Genomic DNA, 17,543 nt, shown 5'->3' with positions numbered 1-17,543 from the left:
ATTAAGAATATATTAATAAAAAATTGACCTGTTTTCAGCAGATTACTTAATAAAAAAGCAACCAGATCAACTGATTGCTTTGTATGGTATTGCTGTTATTTTACTGTTGGGTCTTTCCACCTTCTTTTAAGGAACGAACCAATATTTTATTTTTTCTCAGCAGAAAATCCGGCATCAGATCCACGGGAAGATAGAATGGACTTTCCCCTTTTTTCTGGAGTTCTTCCATTATTCCGGGATTCCAGGCAAGGATTTTGTCTACATCAACGTTCAATTCAGCAGCAACCACATTCAGGTTGAACCCGGCATTGATCTCTGTTTCTGAAAGCGAAGCAGCGGTCTCTTTACGGTCTCCCTCAAAGAAAATCTTATTGAGTCTTGCAGAATTATAATTATTCAATACACTCTGAAGCTCTCCGGTAGCATAGCATGCATTAAGATATTTCTTCACATGATTAATGGTTTCTGCCGGAAGGTATTTATAAAACTCATGGTACTGGGAGGAACCTGCGGCTTCCATTGCTTTGGCAATATTTCCTTCACCGCAGTTATAGGCAGCTACCACAGTCACCCAATTATTGTACTTTTTATAAAGATTACTTAAGGAAATAGTAGCTGTTTTGGTACTTTTATAAATATCTGTACGTCCCTGCTCTGTCAATCCATACTGGTTGGCATGGGCTGTCATGAACTGCCAGATACCTACTGCTCCTGCTCCTGAGGTAATATTTCTGTCAAAATGGGATTCAATCAGGGCCAGGTTTCTCAAATGTTTGGGAAGACCTTTCTGAAGGAGTAACTGTTCAATAAATTCTACAAGATCTTTATTGGCATTAATGATACCTTTATACTTTTTCACACTGCTTTCCGAGGTATCGGAAGCGGCAAGAAACTGTCCGTTGATCATGATAACGGATCCTAATAATAGAAAACCTGTAAAGATATTTCTGGCAATCGTTTTCATTGTAATTTCATTTATAAGTAAAAGGGTAAAAGCTGATGGCAAATCCCCTTTGCTTTATACTTAATCTACTTTCCAGCTTAGTTTTTCTTCGTCTTTATTCCAATCTACATGAATCGTTTGTCCGGATTTCACTTCTTCTCTAACAATCATTTTAGAAATTGGTCTTGCAAGCTGTGCACGGATTACTCCGGAGATCTGTCTTGCTCCGTACTTGCTGCTGAAGCCTCCTAATGCAAGGTTTTTCACAGCTTCGTCTGTAATCTTTAAAGCAATTCCCAATCTTGTTAAAGAAGTGTGAAGTGATTTCAGCTGAATATTAAAGATTCTTTCTGCAATGGATTCTGTGATAGGTGCAAAAGGAATGATCTCTGTAATTCTTGCCAGGAACTCAGGTCTGAATCGTCCTGAATTCGACATGATCTGCATCAGTGAAGATGATTCCGGAATTTTTCCTTCTTCAAACTGTTTCACGATTTCTTCACTTCCGATATTGGAGGTAAACAGGATTAGTGCATTGCTGAAATCTCCTTCTTTACCTAATTTATCATGAACTTTTCCTTCATCCATAATCTGAAGGAAAACATCAAAAACTGAATGATGGGCCTTTTCAATTTCGTCAAATAAAACAACGGTGTAAGGCTGCTGTCTTATTTTATTAACCAGCATACCACCCTCTTCATATCCTACATATCCCGGAGGCGCTCCGTATAGCAAAGCTGCGGAATGTTCTTCTTTAAATTCTGACATATCAAAGCGTACCATTGCTTTCTCATCATTGAAAAGTAATTCTGCCATCGATTTTGCCAGCTCGGTTTTACCGGTTCCGGTAGGTCCCAGAAGGAAGAACGATCCGATAGGCTGTCCCGGTTTGTTCAATCCGCTTCGGTTTTCAACAATAGCATCGGAAAGGATTTTTAATGCATGGTCCTGCCCTACGACCCTGTTCAACAGAAGAGATTCCATATTCAGAAGTTTTTCTTTTTCCTGAGCCTGGATCTTCCCAATGGGAATATTGGTTTTGGCGGCCATTACAGCAGCGAGTTCGAGCCTGTCTACTTTTTCTCTTTTTTTGGCTGCATGCTGTAAAAGTTCTGCGTAAGTATCTTCAATGATCTTCTGAATCTGATCTACCGGCATAGAGTTGTCAATGGTTGGCTGTTCACTCAGTGAACCCCAAAGAATCGGGCTTATTTTGTCTCTTAGCAGGTTGTAAGTCCAGATCAGTTCATCTGCTTTATCTTTGCTGTCTGCATATTCTTCTGTTAAAATCGCATCATAGCTTTCTTTCCAGCTGTCCAGTTCTTTTTCTGATAATTCATCCAGCATTTTGATGGCAGCCATTGTTCTGTCTAATAAGTCAATAGCAGCATCCGGTAATTTTTTACCTTTTGCATATCTTTTAGCCAGACGCACGCATTCCGGAAGGGCTGTTTTTTCCACTTCAATACCGTGGTGTTTTTTGTAGCCTTCAAGAAGCACGTCAATCATTTTCACGCAAGTCTTTTCATCGGGTTCATGAACCGTCAAAACTTCAAAACGGCGGTTAAAAGCCTGTTCCGGTTCTATAATTTTTCTGTATTCTTCCTGTGTAGTAGCTCCGATTACGGTAATTTCACCTCTGGCAAGTTCAGGTTTCAGAAGGTTGGCAACGTTTCCGATGCTTCCTTTCGGGTCCAGAAGGGTATGTATTTCGTCAATGAAGAGAATGGCTTTTTCAATTTTCTTGCATTCATTAATTACTTTTTTCAGGCGGTCTTCAATTTCACCTTTGTAAGAAGTTCCTGCTAATAAAGCTCCGGTGTCAAGTTCTAAGAGAGTCCCGTTTTTAAGCATTTCGGGGACATTTCCTTTGATAATTTCTGTAGCAAAACCTTCTACCAAAGCTGTTTTTCCTACTCCCGGCTCTCCAATGATGATCACATTCGGTTTGCTTCTTCGGCAAAGGATTTCCACCAGCATTCTGAGTTCTTTATCTCTGCCGATAATATTTTCGATTTCTCCTTTTCTTGCCTGTGCTGTTCTGTCTACACAGTAGCTTTTAATGGAAGGAAATGAAGAATCTGAGTAGTCTGATGTACCATTTGAAAATAATGATGAAAAATCACCGTCTTCAGACACGGTAAACGGAGTGTCTTTTCTGTACAGGTTGAAGATCTCATGTTCTCTCAAAGGAAGTGACTTTAACTGCTGAAGAGAAAATACAACCTGAGGTTTTACAATGGCTGTAAGGATGCAGATAGGAGTAATCTCATCCAGTCCTAATTTTAAACGGATATCATCAGCTTCTTCAATAAGGGTATCTACCGCATCATCCTGTCCTACTTCATCCGGAAGATGGCTGGTTTTCGGATATTCTTCAATACGGACATCTGCCCATTCATAGAAATAACCTGGATCTTTATCTATACTTTTCAGGAATTCATTAAGCCCGATATCTTTATGCATTAAAGCCTGCAGGATATGCGGGCCTCCATAGGTTCCATTATAGTTTTCCTTCGCTATCGACTGAGCAATGTGAAATAGTTGCTTTACTGTTTCATTGGTTACTAGTACTCCCATTTATAATTTTCTTATATTAATATATTTGCATTCTGCTGTTGTGCTTGCGATTTGATGATTTTAAAGTATGTTTTTCACCTCTTTTTTCAAAGAATCAAAACTTATTCTTTTTGTGTAGCTAAAATTAGCTATTTTATTCTAAATGATATAAAGATAGTTAATTCTTTAATCAGAGAAATAACAACGGTGTTTTTTTGTTTTTAATCCTAGTTCTGATGGTGATATATTGTAGTAAATTACTTTTCTGGATAGGAATGCTTTGTACAGTTTATTTAAAACAATTGAATCTCATCCATCAACTTATTTGCTTAGTACTAAAAATAGTAATCATATTATTCCGAATATCTTTTTTGGAGAGAATCCAGATTAATTCCTATTATATCTTTCTTATATTGATCTAATTTCTCCTTATTTTCTTTTTTACTTTCCATATAGATTGAATTTTTGTCAAATCCTATTGTTTGGAACCATTCAGAATGTTTCAATCTCATCATAGCTATTTTAAAAGTATTAATATCCACATCTACTAATTCATTTCCCTTACAATAAATTTTGTTTCCAACACGTAAGTATCCACCTCCAATCACACTATATTCATTTACTTTTCCAGCTACAAAAAAAAGAGGAAACTTATTTTTATCAGATATATCATCTTGATAAATATATAAGTAATTTTTATCTTTAAAGTAATAATCATCTCCTCTCAGATAATAATCATTTGATACTTTTTTCCTATCATTAATGTCATTATATAAAACATCAAATGTTTCTGGATCAATAATCTTATTATTTGAAATATTCTTGTTCTCAAAAAACACTTTGCTGAAAAAAATAGAATCATCTTTTTTATAGCTGCCTTCCTGTTTTATTATATTACTAAAAGTAAAATGTTTGAAATACAATATGCTTTCCTTTATGGTTATGTACTCTTTATTTTTTATTTCTTGCTTACAAGAAATAAAAAATGGTAAAAATAAAAAACAGTACATCATCTTCTTTGAATTTTCCATAAAACTGTTTCGGTAGAATCCCATTTTAAATGCTTATTATTTTTTTTCTTTAAATGCTCTAGTACTCTGTTTATACAAGTATTAGCAATTACGGGTTATAAAATGGTACTGTCTTCTTTTGAAGTTCTTTTCCTGTTTTACCATCCAGAATGATTTCCTCAATTTTGTCGCCTGCAATTTGATGAGAAATTCTCCATACTTTTTTGCCTTCAAAATCCTTTTTTAATACTCTAGCTTGGTAACCAGAATCATGGTAGCCTTTAGGTAGATCAATTTTATTCTTTTCACAGTATGCAATAATATCTGCAGGTTTTAAGTCATAGCCTTCATCCATGTTTTCCTCTTTAAGGAGTTTGCCAGATTCGTCAAAATGATACCAAATACCAACTACTGAGCCTTCATTGAACAAACATCCTTTTTTCTCAATATTACCATTACCATAGAAAAATTTAGTAACCTTATAAAACAAATTATCATTGTAAATTATTTCTCTGTAACCTGGTGATTGAAAATCCTGAATGTAGGTATTGCTATCCTCCCGCACTTTCAAGTAACCTCTTATTGATTTCTTTTGGAAATTTTCAATATCAAATTTTTCATACTTATTATCAACACTTGGTATCATATATTTATCTATTTTTTGAGATTGGCATTGTATAAATATACTCAACCACATTAACATTATTATTTTATTCATAACTACTTATTTGATAGATGAATTGGCTTTTTTCCACTGCCAATAATATAATGAACATCGCTTATTGTCATTCCCTCCATGATGCGAATAATCTAATAAATTATCTGTCTTTTTGTACTCATACGTATACAATGCATGAGAAGATGCTTCCTTATTTGCAAATGTATGGGCTAAATTCATAGAATGAAGAAATTCATGTGCTGCTGTCTGATCGTTTTTACTTTTAAATACGACCACATAATCTGCTCCATAATTTGAATATCCGGAAACATGTCCACCTACATCGTAACCATGCTCAGCAAAATAAAATGCTTTGAAATGCTTTGTGTATTTCTTAGGATAAGCCTTTTCCAATTGGACTTTCAAATAGTCCTGAAGTTCTTTTCCACCACTCTTTTTATCAGGATCTACCTCACTATTGGTTACGAAATTAATAAAATTTTTATCTGCTGTTAAATCCAATTCAACAATATCTGAATCATCCGATAATTTGATATATGCTTGCTCAAGATATTGATTAATCCTATTTTTTTCATCATTAATATTAGGTTTATTCTTCCCTGACCCAATTGACAATTCCGGAGTTTTTATTTCAACAAATACTACATCCTTTTTCTTCTGTTTCGTATTATCATTTGCCCAGACATTTATTTTCCCGGCAATTGATTCAACCGTTGCACCTGCTTCAGTTTTAAATGCTTTTAACTCTATAATCTGATTACTTGTAAACTCTTTTATGCATTTGACTGTCACTTCATAATCGTTCAAAGCTATTTTCTTTTTACCTTTTATTTCTATTTTATCAGGAGTAAAAGTAAAATAATCAGATTTGGTAAACTCCAAATAATCAGCTTCCTGTTGGATTTCTGCAAAAAAAGTAATCTTAACTTCTTTATCTTTTAGGATGGATAGCCACGGTATAAAATATTCTTCAGGAACATCTTTTCCTGTTTTTTTATCTTTTTTTGTTTTCCATGCAACAGAGAAAGGATTATACTCTTTTTTCAGGTTATTAAACATCGTTTCATTAACCTCAAAGTATCCATCATATTTATTGCCATTTTTTACTTTTGTAGTAAACTTGGCATCTTCATATTGATAGGCTACAATATCCTCAAATTTTTGATCATTAAAAAGGCTCGTATCCCCTATTCTCATCCAATCAAAGCCAAACTCCCCTTTCCAGTTTTTGTTCGGTCTGAATTGTACAATCAATTGTATAAGCTGTTGTAGTGGTGGAGATTGTGGCGTATTATGGCTCACTCCTTTATCATTACCCTTTTCAAAAATCCATTTCATGGCACGTGAAATAATACTCTCCTGAGAATACATATTATGATTTTCATGAGAGATTTTGTTGTAGGTGCCTTTTACAATTCTCGTTCTGCTCATGGCTAATGGGCTTTAGATTTCTCACCGCTATTATTCTGAACTTCCTGCTGGGCGTGTTTATTAATAGAAGCATTGGAGGAAATATTGATTTCTTTTTCCGAAATCTCGTTTCTTTCCTTCTTTGTTTCACTGTGTACATCTCCTTCAATAATCTCTGTTAGTTTTCCTGTAATAAACGTGCTAACATTTCCTATCACCGAAGTAAGTTTCATTGCGCCTACCGTCTCGGTATTATTTAATCCGATACTGTCTGCTTTATTCATTCCCACCGTTGTCGTCATATTCTCGCCTACGTTGATGTTCATATTCTTACAGTTCAGGGTCATGGTTTCGGGTGCCGTGATATTAATATTGCTTCCGGTTGTATCCAGATGAATCTCATTACCGCTTTTATCAGTAATGATGATACTCTCGTCTTCCGTGAAAACAATCCTGTGACCGCTTCTTGTCTGAATAGACTTCACACGGTTGTCTGCTCCACCGCCAAGGCCTATTCCGCCATGAAACATTCCTCCCATTACAAACGGTCTGTCGGGATGACTGTGTACGAAATTAACCATCACCTGATCGCCTACCTCGGGAATAGCAACATAACCACGATTTTGTGTGATCTGATCGGTTCCTCCTGCATCGGGGCTCATTACTCTTACAAAGTGAGTGTTATCATTCATATGCCAGTCGAATCTTACCTGAACCCTTCCCTGGCCTTCCGGATCGGTATTGGAAATTACCGTTGCAATCTGTGGCTGGGCAGCCGGTACCGTAAATTCCGGTTTGGGCAGAAAACCCGTGTCTGCGGCAATGGATTCGAAAGTTCCTGTGTAATGTCCGATCGTATCAATTTCATGAACGGCTTCTGTCACCATAACCTTCGTAAAATAAGATGTTTCACTACTGTCCGGCTTTCTCATATGAATATCAGCAATACATCCGGGATGCAAAAAAGGAACGGTTGTAGATCCGGAAACCGAAAATACATTAACCGCTTCACTTCCTGACGCGCTTCTTTGAGAGTGCTCTACATCCAGGTGTGTTGTTGCTTTGATAGGTGCAACCTGCAGTGCCGGAGTTTTATATATTTTATCGTTATGGTTGTATGCTGTACGGGCTAAATCACCTAAATGGCCAACCGGAGTTTCTCCTGAGGTCAGCTTTTCATGTTTACTGCTGTTATAGCCATAATACTGAGGCTTTGTATGAACAGCTTTTAGTTCTATTTTAATATTATCTGCATTGCTTCCGTATAACAATTTTATAGGCTTATTCTGCGGAGGAAGCTTTCCAAAATGCAAGACTTCACCATCATAATAAAATTGCTCCCCATAAGCTTCTGCCATTCTCGCCAGATAATTATAATGGGTTTCGTTATACTGGCTGCTATAAATAATCTGGGAATAATCATTAGTATCGATTCTTATATCAAACCGCTCTTTATCTATTCCCTGTTTGATCACTTCTTTGGCTATGATTCCCATATTAACGGGCTGGCTGCCGCCAAAGCTCTGAATATGCGGAGCACCGTCCAGCAAGATCGTAGGGCTGTATCCGGAAAGCACAATATTTCCCAGACTCATTTTTTCCTGGCTGAATCCTACTTTGGTAATAACCCCGACGAAATTTCTTTCCGGACTTTTCTCAATATCTTTGTAGGAAATAACAGCTGTAAGACGTTTTCCCAGAAATTTGTTGGCTTCTTCAAGGGTATGGCTTTGCCTGTCTCCCAATGCATCGTGAGCAAGAATAAGATTGAATTCGTGGTGGTGACCCGCTTTTTGTTTAAGGGTGAAGTGTTTATAGTACTTAATAATTTTACCTTCTACAACCAGTGACAATTTAACCAGCCGGTTGATGCCTGCGTGATGATTCTCAGATATTCCGTCTGCATTCTGTGAAGGACGGAAGGAAGATCCCTTGGTCTTTGATTCGGTTTTCATATGCTTTGTGTTTGTGTTGGGTATTAAAGATAACAAAATTTACATAACAGACACTATATAAATATGTTATAGAATAAAATTTCAGGTATAGTTTTTTCATTCAGGCAAAAAAAGACCGTCTTAAATAGGGACAGTCTTTCTTCTTATGAATGTTGATAATGTGTGTCAATTTTAGCTGGATGGCCATAGCCCTGCGTATTGAGAAGTACCGTAGTCAATGGTTTCTGCGCTGATGACGAAGCTGATTAGCATACTGTTGCTGTCTATGGCATCAAAATCTACCTGATGCTGGATAACATATCCGTTTTGCCAGTTCAGCGTAATCAATGTTCCTTCTTCATGAGATTTGTTGAAAGTGATTTCTCCTACCGTTGGCTTATATTTACCATTTAGTAAGCTTTCAAGGATGTCTGACTTTTCAGTAGCTTCTACCGTAACCTTGATTAATGCATTGGAAGGATCTGATGCTACACGTCCTGAAACATCTGTAGACCTTGATACGCTGTAGTTCATTTTTAACAGCTTCTGCCCTTCTCCATTATTGAATTTTAAGATTCCTCTTGAATTTCTTTCGGCCATGATTAGTAAATTTAATCGTTAGTAATATTTTGTGATGTGGTGATTGTGTTAGCAAATATAGAAGCTCTTTTCCGCTAAAAAAAACTTTTCCCTATAAATCTGATATTTTGTAGTAGTTCTACGATTTGTTGTCGTAATTCTACGACAATGGATTTACGAACCACACCATAACATCCATTAATACAGCATTTTAAATTATATCTCAGTTTTTAGATAAAAAATATTTTTACACTTTAAAGAGAAATAAACAGAGTTTAGGGTTCAAAAATTCAAAGTTTAAGGTTTACAATTAATCAATATATGTGACCTTACTTTAAGGCACAAAAAAAAGCAGAAGTATATACTCCTGCTTTTAATATCATAAAATGAATTTCTTAATGCTTTGTGTATTCCGGTTGTTCTGTTGGAATTCTGGATGGCGTAAAGTACTCATTAAGCCAGTAGAAAGTCTGTCCGTTCTGCTGAATTTTTACAGCCGGGTTGTTTCTGTTGGCAAGCATTCTGTCCGCTAAGTTTTTATAGTGCTGGAAATAATTTTTTACCGTTTCACTAGGTACAACTTTTGATTTTTTCCAACCTTTCAGTTTATATTTAGCCATCAATTCTTCTTCAGAAAGGTCAAATCCGGTACTCATTCCAATAGCATAAGACATTGGCAGCTCATAAAGTGCTCCTTTATCTAAGAATTTTATCGTAGGATTATATTTCTTTAGCAGTTTTACATATTCTTTCACTGCTCTAGCCTGGTTAAAGTCTGCACGGTCTGCCTGAGTATTTCTGTAAACTTCCGTATAGAAAGCTTTTAAGTTATCATATTCCGATTCAGAAATAAGGATTCCCTTTTCTATTCCTGGCGTAAACTCTTTCAGCTCTTTTGGAATATATCCTTTCACAAGGAACGGGCTTCCATAGTTGATCAGCTGTGCAGCAATTCCAGCAGAAACCGGATTGGTTAGTCCGGGATACAGGTATTTATATTTTAAATCTACATCTGTTCTCCCTGCTCCTACGGATGAATGGAAATATTCATTAAGAGATTTATCAACAGTCTGATTATCTAAAGTAACTTGTGCAATAAGACTGTCAACAGATTTTTTAAGAAATCCGGGAGTGGTAATATCTCCTTTTTTAGGGAAAATAACAAATCCCTGAGACATGCTCTCTTTAGGATAAGCTAAAGAGAAGAATCCCGTATCGCCTTCCACAAGGCTGAAATTATTTTTGGTTAAAACATCATATTGGTTGATGATCTTCTGCTTTTTAAGTTCAGCAATGTTTTTAGCTGTATTCGTTACCACATTTTCCGCCATCAATACAAAATCGTTGTAAGTATCAGATGATCTTGCACTGGTCTGGAACATGATTAATCTCGCCTGAGCCTGTGTTAAAGAACTGATTACACTGTACATATTTCCGCTTTGATTGGCAGAAGTTCCTACAGTTATAACAATATTGGTTTCATCAGAAACATTTGAAAGAAGATTTCCTGCTGCAGTAAGCGCCTCTCCTACCGGCTGATAGCCATTATTGCTTGCACAGTTCATTTCATTGGTTTTCTGATCAATAAATGTCGTGATTTTACTGTAATCTGTACTTAAGTTGGATACAGAAATATTATCTCCACATGGATTGTTTTTGTATAAAACCACACCATATTTAACCTGATTAAAATAAGATGGTTTTTCAAATCTCAGCTGAAGATCCTGTAAAAGTGATTTTACGATAGGTGCATAAGGTGCATTGGCAGCACTTACGTCTAATGCAAAAACAATATTGATATTTTTATCCTTTTCCGTGATCTCTCTGTAACGGTCAAAATAAATAGGCTCACCCAATACATTGGATACAAAGTTCTTGCTGTAATCTAAAATATTAGTGAAATATTTTGTCTTGGTATCAGGAGTTGGAGTTTCTTCCAGAGGAAGATTTACCGGGAAGATATTTTCCAGAGGTGTTCTTTTGTTTACATCAGTAAGAAGAACAGCTGTTTTGTTATCAGCATCTGAAGCAGATCCGCCTGGATTTCCTTCATGAATTCCCAGCGCAGTATCGTTAATTCCTGTTGTATTTTTAAGTTTGATAGCCGAACGTTCTCCCCAGCTGGAAATAACATTTGAGCTTACCCATCCGTAAAGCCCTTTATTGATACTGTCCATATCAACAGAAGGTTTTTTGCCTACCAGGAAACGTTTGTTATTTTCAGCCATCTTGTAAACATATACAATTTGTCCGTTAGGAATTTTCACATTGGCTGTTTCAATAAGACTTGGTGAATTAAACACCATAATAGAGTCATTTTTATAGTACCTTTCAGCATTTCTTATGACTTCGCTGTTATTCGGTACTACTGCTACTCTTACAGGATAACCTGTTTTTTCACTTTTTAAAGCGTTATTCCAAAGAAGGAGGTCAGATTCCTGAATCCAGCCATATGTTTTGACTGATTTTGAAGAAACCTTTTTCATTAAAGCATCCGGAACATATTCCGCTACTTTTACCATTCCGTCTCTATGTTTTAAAACCATTAAAGGTTCAAGGAATTTTACTTCTTTGTAAGACTTCTCATCATCTTTATCCAGATAAGCCGTATTTCTTGATCTGTCTGAAATAACAATCCATGGAACTGACTTTTTTGGATATCCGTTAACGACAGGGGAAGCATCCACCTGCCCATACTGTGAAGGCTCCGGGGTTTTCTTTGACGGCAGCTTTACCTGGCAACTCGTCAATAATACTGATAACCCTATATAATATGCTGCTAGAGGAAATGTATTTTTCATCCTATTTAATCTTTTTATGATTGGTGCATCCGTAAGACCGGACGAAATTATTTGCTTTGATTAATATCTACTTTCGTTACACAGTTTTGTGTATCATCCAGATTTACTTTTACCGTCTGGATCACTGTATTTTTATCAAACTGAAGGCCTGCACAATACATGTAGAAATTATTTACTTTGCTGTCATTTACTTTTACCACTGTATTTTCATTGTTACACAAATACGTTTTCAACAGGTAATTGTAATGCATATTGAAACTGTTTCCGTTAGCAATCTGCTGCAGGTGATATTTGAAATCATTATCTACTTTTGCATAAGAGTCTTCTACTGAAACTTCATCTTCTGCAAGAGCATCATAAGCCGGAAGGATTTTAATACGGTGATAGATAGGATCCTGGCTTTGTTCCGTGTAAAGAGTTACCAGATAATCTCCGGGTTTTTTATAGGAATAGATAGTGAATTTATCCTTAGCATCTGTATTCCCGGACTCACCGAATTTCCATGCAAACTGCTTTGCTTCGGAAATAGCACGGAAGGTTACATTCTCGTTTTGCATCGCCTGGCTTACAGCTTCAATAGTTGTTTTTACCGTTGCAGTATCTTTTGGTTTCTGAACGCTTCTTGCACCTACCATTACAGGGAAAGATTTCGTATACTTATTGTCCACGATCAAACTTACCTGGTAATATCCTGGCTTATTATAGAAGTGAATACCGCTGTTTTTGTCTGAAGTTGTTCCATCTCCGAAATTCCATCTTTTGGTTTTCGCAAACTGGGTTTTATCTTCAAATAAAAGTGTATCTCCCACCGCCAATGAAGACGGATAAACCACCCCAACAATATCATCGGCTGAATGTATTACCTTTTTCTGCAGCCACAGAGCAACCAATGCAGCTATCAGCAACGTTGCAATAACACCGATAATAATGTTTTTCTTGTTCTTTTGAAAATAATTCATAGTTAATAATTGTGATGTGTTATTTAAAATTCCTAGTATTCATTTGCTTACTGCATTCTTGCTTTCAGATCCTGCTCGCGCTGATAGAGCTTATTCTGCTTATCTTTAAATCCGATTCTGCATTCATCTACCTGTTTCTGGAAAATTTTAATGTCTTCCGAGGTTGTTGAAATGACTTTTTTGTCATCAAAATACATTTTATAAAATTTTGCGATCTGTGGATAGGCATCTTTACGGATATCCACAACGTCAGTACTATTGAAATAGCTGTTAAGATCATTCACTCCCAGCTGGATGTTGTTTTCGATAAAAGGCTGTGGTCCGTCATTGGTAAGTTTGGTGATCATGGTATAAGTACTGTCCATGATGGGAAGAACAACTTTCTGATGCTGTTCAAATTCTGCTTTCTGTTCAAGATTCTGAATGCCTCTTACATCTTCATCAGAAAAAGGAGATACAAATCCTTTTAAAAAGATCACTCCCAAAAATAACATTGCAGTTACCAGCATCAGTATTAAATAAAAAAACTGATAATGCCTTTCTTTCTTAGATAATGTGATTTGTCCTTGCATATCTTTTCTTTTTATCTTCTTCTTTTACTTCCTGTGAAATTTCTTGTAGGGTCTTTTCTAAGTTCATTATTGGTTACTTTGATCTTTCCCATACATTCATCAAGATCTCTCAACACTGTTTTCTTCTGATATTCCACTTCAATGATTTTAGCTTTTAAATTCATCATGGGTACAATCTGTTTCATCAGTACAGCATAATGTTTAAAGCTCTGTACACTGTCTTTACCCATAATATTTTTAGCATCTCTCACATTATCCATAATACTGGTTCTGAGAAATACTTCATTCTCCACCTTATTAATGCTAAGCTGGTTCATTTTGTCGTAAATATCATCAATGTGGTCCTTAAGTACATCACTTCGAAGCATCAGTTCTTTATAAGCTTCTGCTTCACGGCTAATCCCTTCCCGTTGTATATCATAACTCTTAAAGAAGAGAAATAAGCAAGTAAAAGATACAGCCGACAAAACGACAAATGACAGAATAAACTTCCAAATGCCCGTTCTGACGTCAGATTTGTTTAATTTTTTTTCCCTGTTAGAAGACATAATTTGCGATTTGTTTGGCCTGTGAAAATATAAAAAAAAAAATTTATGCACAATACGTAATTTCCCCAAGCTTGTTTCGTGAAAACCCTGATTAAATTAATATTAATTTTCACTTTGATAAGTTTTTCATAAATTAGACCTCTGAATTTTAAATATCATTCGCCAAATCGATATTAAGAATGAGTAAAATATTATCTAATACCGTACGTTTTTCCATTGCTGACAGTGATTTTTATTTTAAAAAAATAATGATCAAAACACTTATGGAAAATCCTTTCTATATGCTTCTGAATGACTGTAACAATGGGCATGAACTGGTAAACAGAATCTACAGGAGACAGGAAGATGTGTTCATTATTGAACTTTTCATGCCGGTATTAAGCGGAATTGAGGCCATAAAGTACATCAGAAAAAACAATACGGAAACGCCCATCATTACCTATTCCGGCACTTATCAGGAAGATATGGCCGAGATCCTTTCAAAGATTCCTAATATCTATTACTGTCAGAAAAAAAGTACAATCATAAAGGATATTATTAAAGGAAGTATTGCTTCTGAAGACTTTGACTATCAGGCTTATTCCAAAGAATGGGAGCAGCAGCCTCTTGCTGTACAGGAGTATATGGACAGGCAGAAGAAAGGACAGGAAGAGCTTTCACCGGCAGAAATACAGCTTATGAGGTTCTGCTATGAAGGATTAAGCAATAAAGAAATTGCGGAAAAACTTAATCTGAGCACCAGAACTATAGATACCTACATCAACAGGCTTACAGAAAAGCTGGGATTAAAAACCAAGCTTCACCTTATCCGTTTCTGTGTGGAAAACGGATATTATAATTCCAGTTTATAAAATTTCTGATTTCAGTTAAAAAATTCAATTCAGGGTTACAAATGAAGGTATATACGAGGATATTAAAACATTATGCTCAAGATTACAAAGCGCTGTAAAGCCTGCTATAACCAGCATTTATTAAATTTTATTCATTAAATTTTCATACCTTTATCCGGTTACATTATTTTATTGTTAAATTATTATCACCCGTCCTTAATATAGTGTATACATAAAAAGTCCAACTCTTTGAATAAAAATATTTTGCCACTAATTTGCTAGTATTCAATTTTTTTAACTAAATTTGCACACCTAAAATTTAAAATTAAAATAAGGAAATGACAAAGGCAGAATTGGTAAACACCATCTCAAATAAGTTGGGAACAGAAAAGAATGAAACACAGAAAGTTGTAGAAGCTTTTATGCAGGAGATCAGAACTTCTATGTATAATGGGGATAACGTTTATCTAAGAGGTTTTGGATCTTTTATCATTAAAACAAGAGCTGCTAAAACAGGAAGAAATATTTCTAAAAACACTGCAATTGAGATTCCTGCTCATAACATTCCTGCTTTCAAACCATCAAAATCTTTTGTTGAGAAAGTAAAAACTAAAGTTGCAGTAAAATAAGAACATTAACTGAATATTAACTAGTTACTAAAAAATTAAAATTATGCCAAGCGGAAAGAAAAGAAAAAGACACAAGGTTGCAACTCACAAAAGAAAGAAAAGAAGAAGAGCAAACAGACATAAGAAAAAATAATCTCTTTTTCTCGAGATTTACAATATAATAATATAGTTGGTGGATTTAAATTTTTAAAGTTCACTAACTATATTTTTGTTTGCAACTATAAGATTCCGCGGAAAACGGAGGGTTTCAAATATTATTTTAATAAACATATAATGGTTTTCATTCAAAATCCTTATATTTAATAGATGAATTAATCGATAAAACATCCACTTCCTATAATCTTAACAATTTTATCTTATTAAAAAATGAAGAAAGAACTAATAGTTTCGCATGAAGATGATCTTACAAAGATTGCGCTGCTGGAAGACGGAAGACTATGTGAACTTCATGAACAAGAAGACAAAAGCGATTTTATAGTTGGAGATCTGTTTATAGGAAAAGTAAAAAAACTGGCACCCAATCTGAATGCAGCATTCGTGAATATCGGATACGACAAAGATGCATTTCTGCATTATCAGGATCTGGGGCCTCAGTATCTTACATACAAAAAGTTTTTAAAAGATACTATTTCTAAAAAACAAAGCACTTCGAGCTTAAAAAATTTCGAGATACAACCCGAAATAGACAAAAACGGAACGGTAGACAAAGTGATCGTAAAAGATGACCTGGTACTGTTACAAATTACCAAAGAACCAATTTCTACAAAAGGTCCCAGAATTTCTACCCAGATTTCATTAACAGGACGATTTCTGGTTTTAATTCCTTTCGACAATAAAGTTTCTATTTCCAAAAAAATCAGAAGTTCTGAGGAAAAAGAAAGGTTGAGAACCCTTATCGACAGCATTAAGCCTGAAGGATTCGGAGTAATCATCAGAACTGTAGCGGAAGGAAAAAAAGTAGCAGATCTGCATAATGACATGAACCAGCTGGTTCAGAAATGGGAAAGCACTTTCAAAAATATCCAGAGAAATAAAGTTCCGTCTAAAGTTTTAAGCGAAGAAGACAAAGCTTCAGCTATTTTAAGAGACAATTTTAACCAGGACTTCGTGAATATCATTTGTGATGATGAACAGATGGTGACCGAAATGAAGAATTACATTGAAGTAATTGCGCCTGAAAAGAAAAATATTGTCCAGTTTTATGATTCTCATATTCCACTTCTGGAATATTACAATGTTGAAAAACAGCTTAAACAGAGCTTCGGGAAACATGTAAACATCCCGAGTTCCAAAGGAGCTTATCTTGTTATTGAACACACAGAAGCACTTCACGTTGTGGACGTCAACTCCGGAAACAATATTACTACCGGAACGGCTGTCAACAAAGAGCATGCACTGAAAGTGAACAAAATGGCTGCTACAGAAATCGCAAGACAACTCCGCCTCCGCGATATGGGAGGTATTATTGTTATCGATTTCATAGACATGCCGAATTCTGATCACAGAAGAGATCTTTACGAGCATCTGAAAGAGGAAATGAAGCGCGACAAAGCTCGCCACAAAATCCTTCCTCCTAGTAAATTTGGACTGATCCAGATTACCAGACAAAGAAACCGTCCGGAAAAACAGATCGAAACCAAAGAAGAAAACCCGAACAAAGACGGAGAAATTGTAGCTCCTATTGTTATCGTGGAAAGAATGGGTGAAACCCTAAGAAACATCCTGCAGAAGGAAAAAGGAAAGATCTACCTGCATGTACACCCATTTGTGGAAGCCTACCTTACAAAAGGCATTAAAAGTATCCAGATGAAATGGTTCATGAAATACAAAAAATGGGTAACCATTGTTCCGAGAGATTCTTTTAAATATTTAGAATACAAAATCTACAATGCCAAAAAAGAAGAATTGATAGAATTCTCTAATTAAAAAATTTAAAACCTTCAGTTTCTGAAGGTTTTTTTGTTTTGTATTTATAAATATAAAATATGATTTACCCTTTAAGTTTTGGCTGAAGCCGATGAATTTTAATGACAAGATCTTTTATCTTTTATCTTTTATCTTTTATCTTTTATCTTTTATCTTTTATCTTT

Annotated in this window: 14 protein-coding genes; 3 read left to right on the top strand and 11 right to left on the bottom strand. The window is 35.5% G+C overall.

The window, feature by feature from the left end; genetic code table 11:
- Positions 1-100 precede the first annotated feature (100 nt).
- From ACODR7_RS19600 to tssO, 11 genes are all read right to left on the bottom strand, one after another.
- The gene (locus tag ACODR7_RS19600) at positions 101-964 is read right to left on the bottom strand and encodes a lytic transglycosylase domain-containing protein (protein ID WP_488841736.1); all 864 of its coding nucleotides are present in this window, start codon (positions 962-964) and stop codon (positions 101-103) included.
- Between the two features lie 60 nt (positions 965-1,024).
- Positions 1,025-3,523, bottom strand: coding sequence for an ATP-dependent Clp protease ATP-binding subunit (locus tag ACODR7_RS19595; protein ID WP_488841734.1), 2,499 nt, complete (start codon positions 3,521-3,523; stop codon positions 1,025-1,027).
- Between the two features lie 332 nt (positions 3,524-3,855).
- The gene (locus tag ACODR7_RS19590; protein WP_488841732.1) at positions 3,856-4,533 is read right to left on the bottom strand and encodes a hypothetical protein; all 678 of its coding nucleotides are present in this window, start codon (positions 4,531-4,533) and stop codon (positions 3,856-3,858) included.
- Positions 4,534-4,621: 88 nt separating this feature from the next.
- A complete protein-coding gene (locus tag ACODR7_RS19585; protein WP_083688853.1) occupies positions 4,622-5,230 on the bottom strand; it encodes a toxin-antitoxin system YwqK family antitoxin in 609 nt (202 codons plus the stop codon).
- Between the two features lie 6 nt (positions 5,231-5,236).
- The gene (locus tag ACODR7_RS19580; protein ID WP_076596269.1) at positions 5,237-6,622 is read right to left on the bottom strand and encodes a hypothetical protein; all 1,386 of its coding nucleotides are present in this window, start codon (positions 6,620-6,622) and stop codon (positions 5,237-5,239) included.
- 2 nt (positions 6,623-6,624) lie between these two features.
- Positions 6,625-8,556, bottom strand: a complete 1,932-nt coding sequence (locus ACODR7_RS19575) for a type VI secretion system Vgr family protein (protein WP_488841729.1) — start codon at positions 8,554-8,556, stop codon at positions 6,625-6,627.
- A 171-nt stretch (positions 8,557-8,727) separates the two neighbouring features.
- Positions 8,728-9,135: a type VI secretion system tube protein TssD gene (gene tssD, locus ACODR7_RS19570; RefSeq protein ID WP_034697144.1), complete on the bottom strand. Its 408-nt coding sequence runs from the start codon at positions 9,133-9,135 to the stop codon at positions 8,728-8,730.
- 374 nt (positions 9,136-9,509) lie between these two features.
- The gene (gene tssR, locus ACODR7_RS19565) at positions 9,510-11,915 is read right to left on the bottom strand and encodes a type VI secretion system protein TssR domain-containing protein (protein WP_488841726.1); all 2,406 of its coding nucleotides are present in this window, start codon (positions 11,913-11,915) and stop codon (positions 9,510-9,512) included.
- A gap of 47 nt (positions 11,916-11,962) precedes the next feature.
- Complete coding sequence (locus ACODR7_RS19560; RefSeq protein WP_488841724.1) at positions 11,963-12,874, bottom strand: PKD domain-containing protein; 912 nt, start codon at positions 12,872-12,874, stop codon at positions 11,963-11,965.
- Between the two features lie 47 nt (positions 12,875-12,921).
- The gene (locus ACODR7_RS19555) at positions 12,922-13,446 is read right to left on the bottom strand and encodes a type VI secretion system transmembrane protein TssO (RefSeq protein WP_076596264.1); all 525 of its coding nucleotides are present in this window, start codon (positions 13,444-13,446) and stop codon (positions 12,922-12,924) included.
- 11 nt (positions 13,447-13,457) lie between these two features.
- Entirely contained in the window at positions 13,458-13,994 is a 537-nt protein-coding gene (gene tssO, locus ACODR7_RS19550; protein WP_488841722.1) for a type VI secretion system TssO, read from the bottom strand.
- A 179-nt stretch (positions 13,995-14,173) separates the two neighbouring features.
- Here tssO and ACODR7_RS19545 point away from each other — a divergent pair, with 179 nt between their 5' ends.
- From ACODR7_RS19545 to ACODR7_RS19535, 3 genes are all read left to right on the top strand, one after another.
- On the top strand, positions 14,174-14,845 hold the full coding sequence (locus tag ACODR7_RS19545) for a response regulator transcription factor (RefSeq protein WP_076596262.1): 672 nt from the start codon (positions 14,174-14,176) through the stop codon (positions 14,843-14,845).
- A 317-nt stretch (positions 14,846-15,162) separates the two neighbouring features.
- Positions 15,163-15,453: an HU family DNA-binding protein gene (locus tag ACODR7_RS19540; protein WP_002984212.1), complete on the top strand. Its 291-nt coding sequence runs from the start codon at positions 15,163-15,165 to the stop codon at positions 15,451-15,453.
- Positions 15,454-15,819: 366 nt separating this feature from the next.
- On the top strand, positions 15,820-17,379 hold the full coding sequence (locus ACODR7_RS19535) for an Rne/Rng family ribonuclease (protein WP_076596261.1): 1,560 nt from the start codon (positions 15,820-15,822) through the stop codon (positions 17,377-17,379).
- The last annotated feature ends 164 nt before the right edge of the window (positions 17,380-17,543 follow it).

The sequence above is a fragment of the Chryseobacterium sp. FG46 genome, assembly GCF_057809135.1.
Note: the sequence above shows the minus strand (reverse complement) of the source record. Positions and strands in the feature narration are given on the sequence as shown.

Coding starts and splice junctions, on each gene's coding strand:
- ACODR7_RS19600 (WP_488841736.1), bottom strand. CDS start 964: ATGAAAACGATTGCCAGAAATATCTTTACAGGTTTTCTATTATTAGGA.
- ACODR7_RS19595 (WP_488841734.1), bottom strand. CDS start 3,523: ATGGGAGTACTAGTAACCAATGAAACAGTAAAGCAACTATTTCACATT.
- ACODR7_RS19590 (WP_488841732.1), bottom strand. CDS start 4,533: ATGGAAAATTCAAAGAAGATGATGTACTGTTTTTTATTTTTACCATTT.
- ACODR7_RS19585 (WP_083688853.1), bottom strand. CDS start 5,230: ATGAATAAAATAATAATGTTAATGTGGTTGAGTATATTTATACAATGC.
- ACODR7_RS19580 (WP_076596269.1), bottom strand. CDS start 6,622: ATGAGCAGAACGAGAATTGTAAAAGGCACCTACAACAAAATCTCTCAT.
- ACODR7_RS19575 (WP_488841729.1), bottom strand. CDS start 8,556: ATGAAAACCGAATCAAAGACCAAGGGATCTTCCTTCCGTCCTTCACAG.
- tssD (WP_034697144.1), bottom strand. CDS start 9,135: ATGGCCGAAAGAAATTCAAGAGGAATCTTAAAATTCAATAATGGAGAA.
- tssR (WP_488841726.1), bottom strand. CDS start 11,915: ATGAAAAATACATTTCCTCTAGCAGCATATTATATAGGGTTATCAGTA.
- ACODR7_RS19560 (WP_488841724.1), bottom strand. CDS start 12,874: ATGAATTATTTTCAAAAGAACAAGAAAAACATTATTATCGGTGTTATT.
- ACODR7_RS19555 (WP_076596264.1), bottom strand. CDS start 13,446: ATGCAAGGACAAATCACATTATCTAAGAAAGAAAGGCATTATCAGTTT.
- tssO (WP_488841722.1), bottom strand. CDS start 13,994: ATGTCTTCTAACAGGGAAAAAAAATTAAACAAATCTGACGTCAGAACG.
- ACODR7_RS19545 (WP_076596262.1), top strand. CDS start 14,174: ATGAGTAAAATATTATCTAATACCGTACGTTTTTCCATTGCTGACAGT.
- ACODR7_RS19540 (WP_002984212.1), top strand. CDS start 15,163: ATGACAAAGGCAGAATTGGTAAACACCATCTCAAATAAGTTGGGAACA.
- ACODR7_RS19535 (WP_076596261.1), top strand. CDS start 15,820: ATGAAGAAAGAACTAATAGTTTCGCATGAAGATGATCTTACAAAGATT.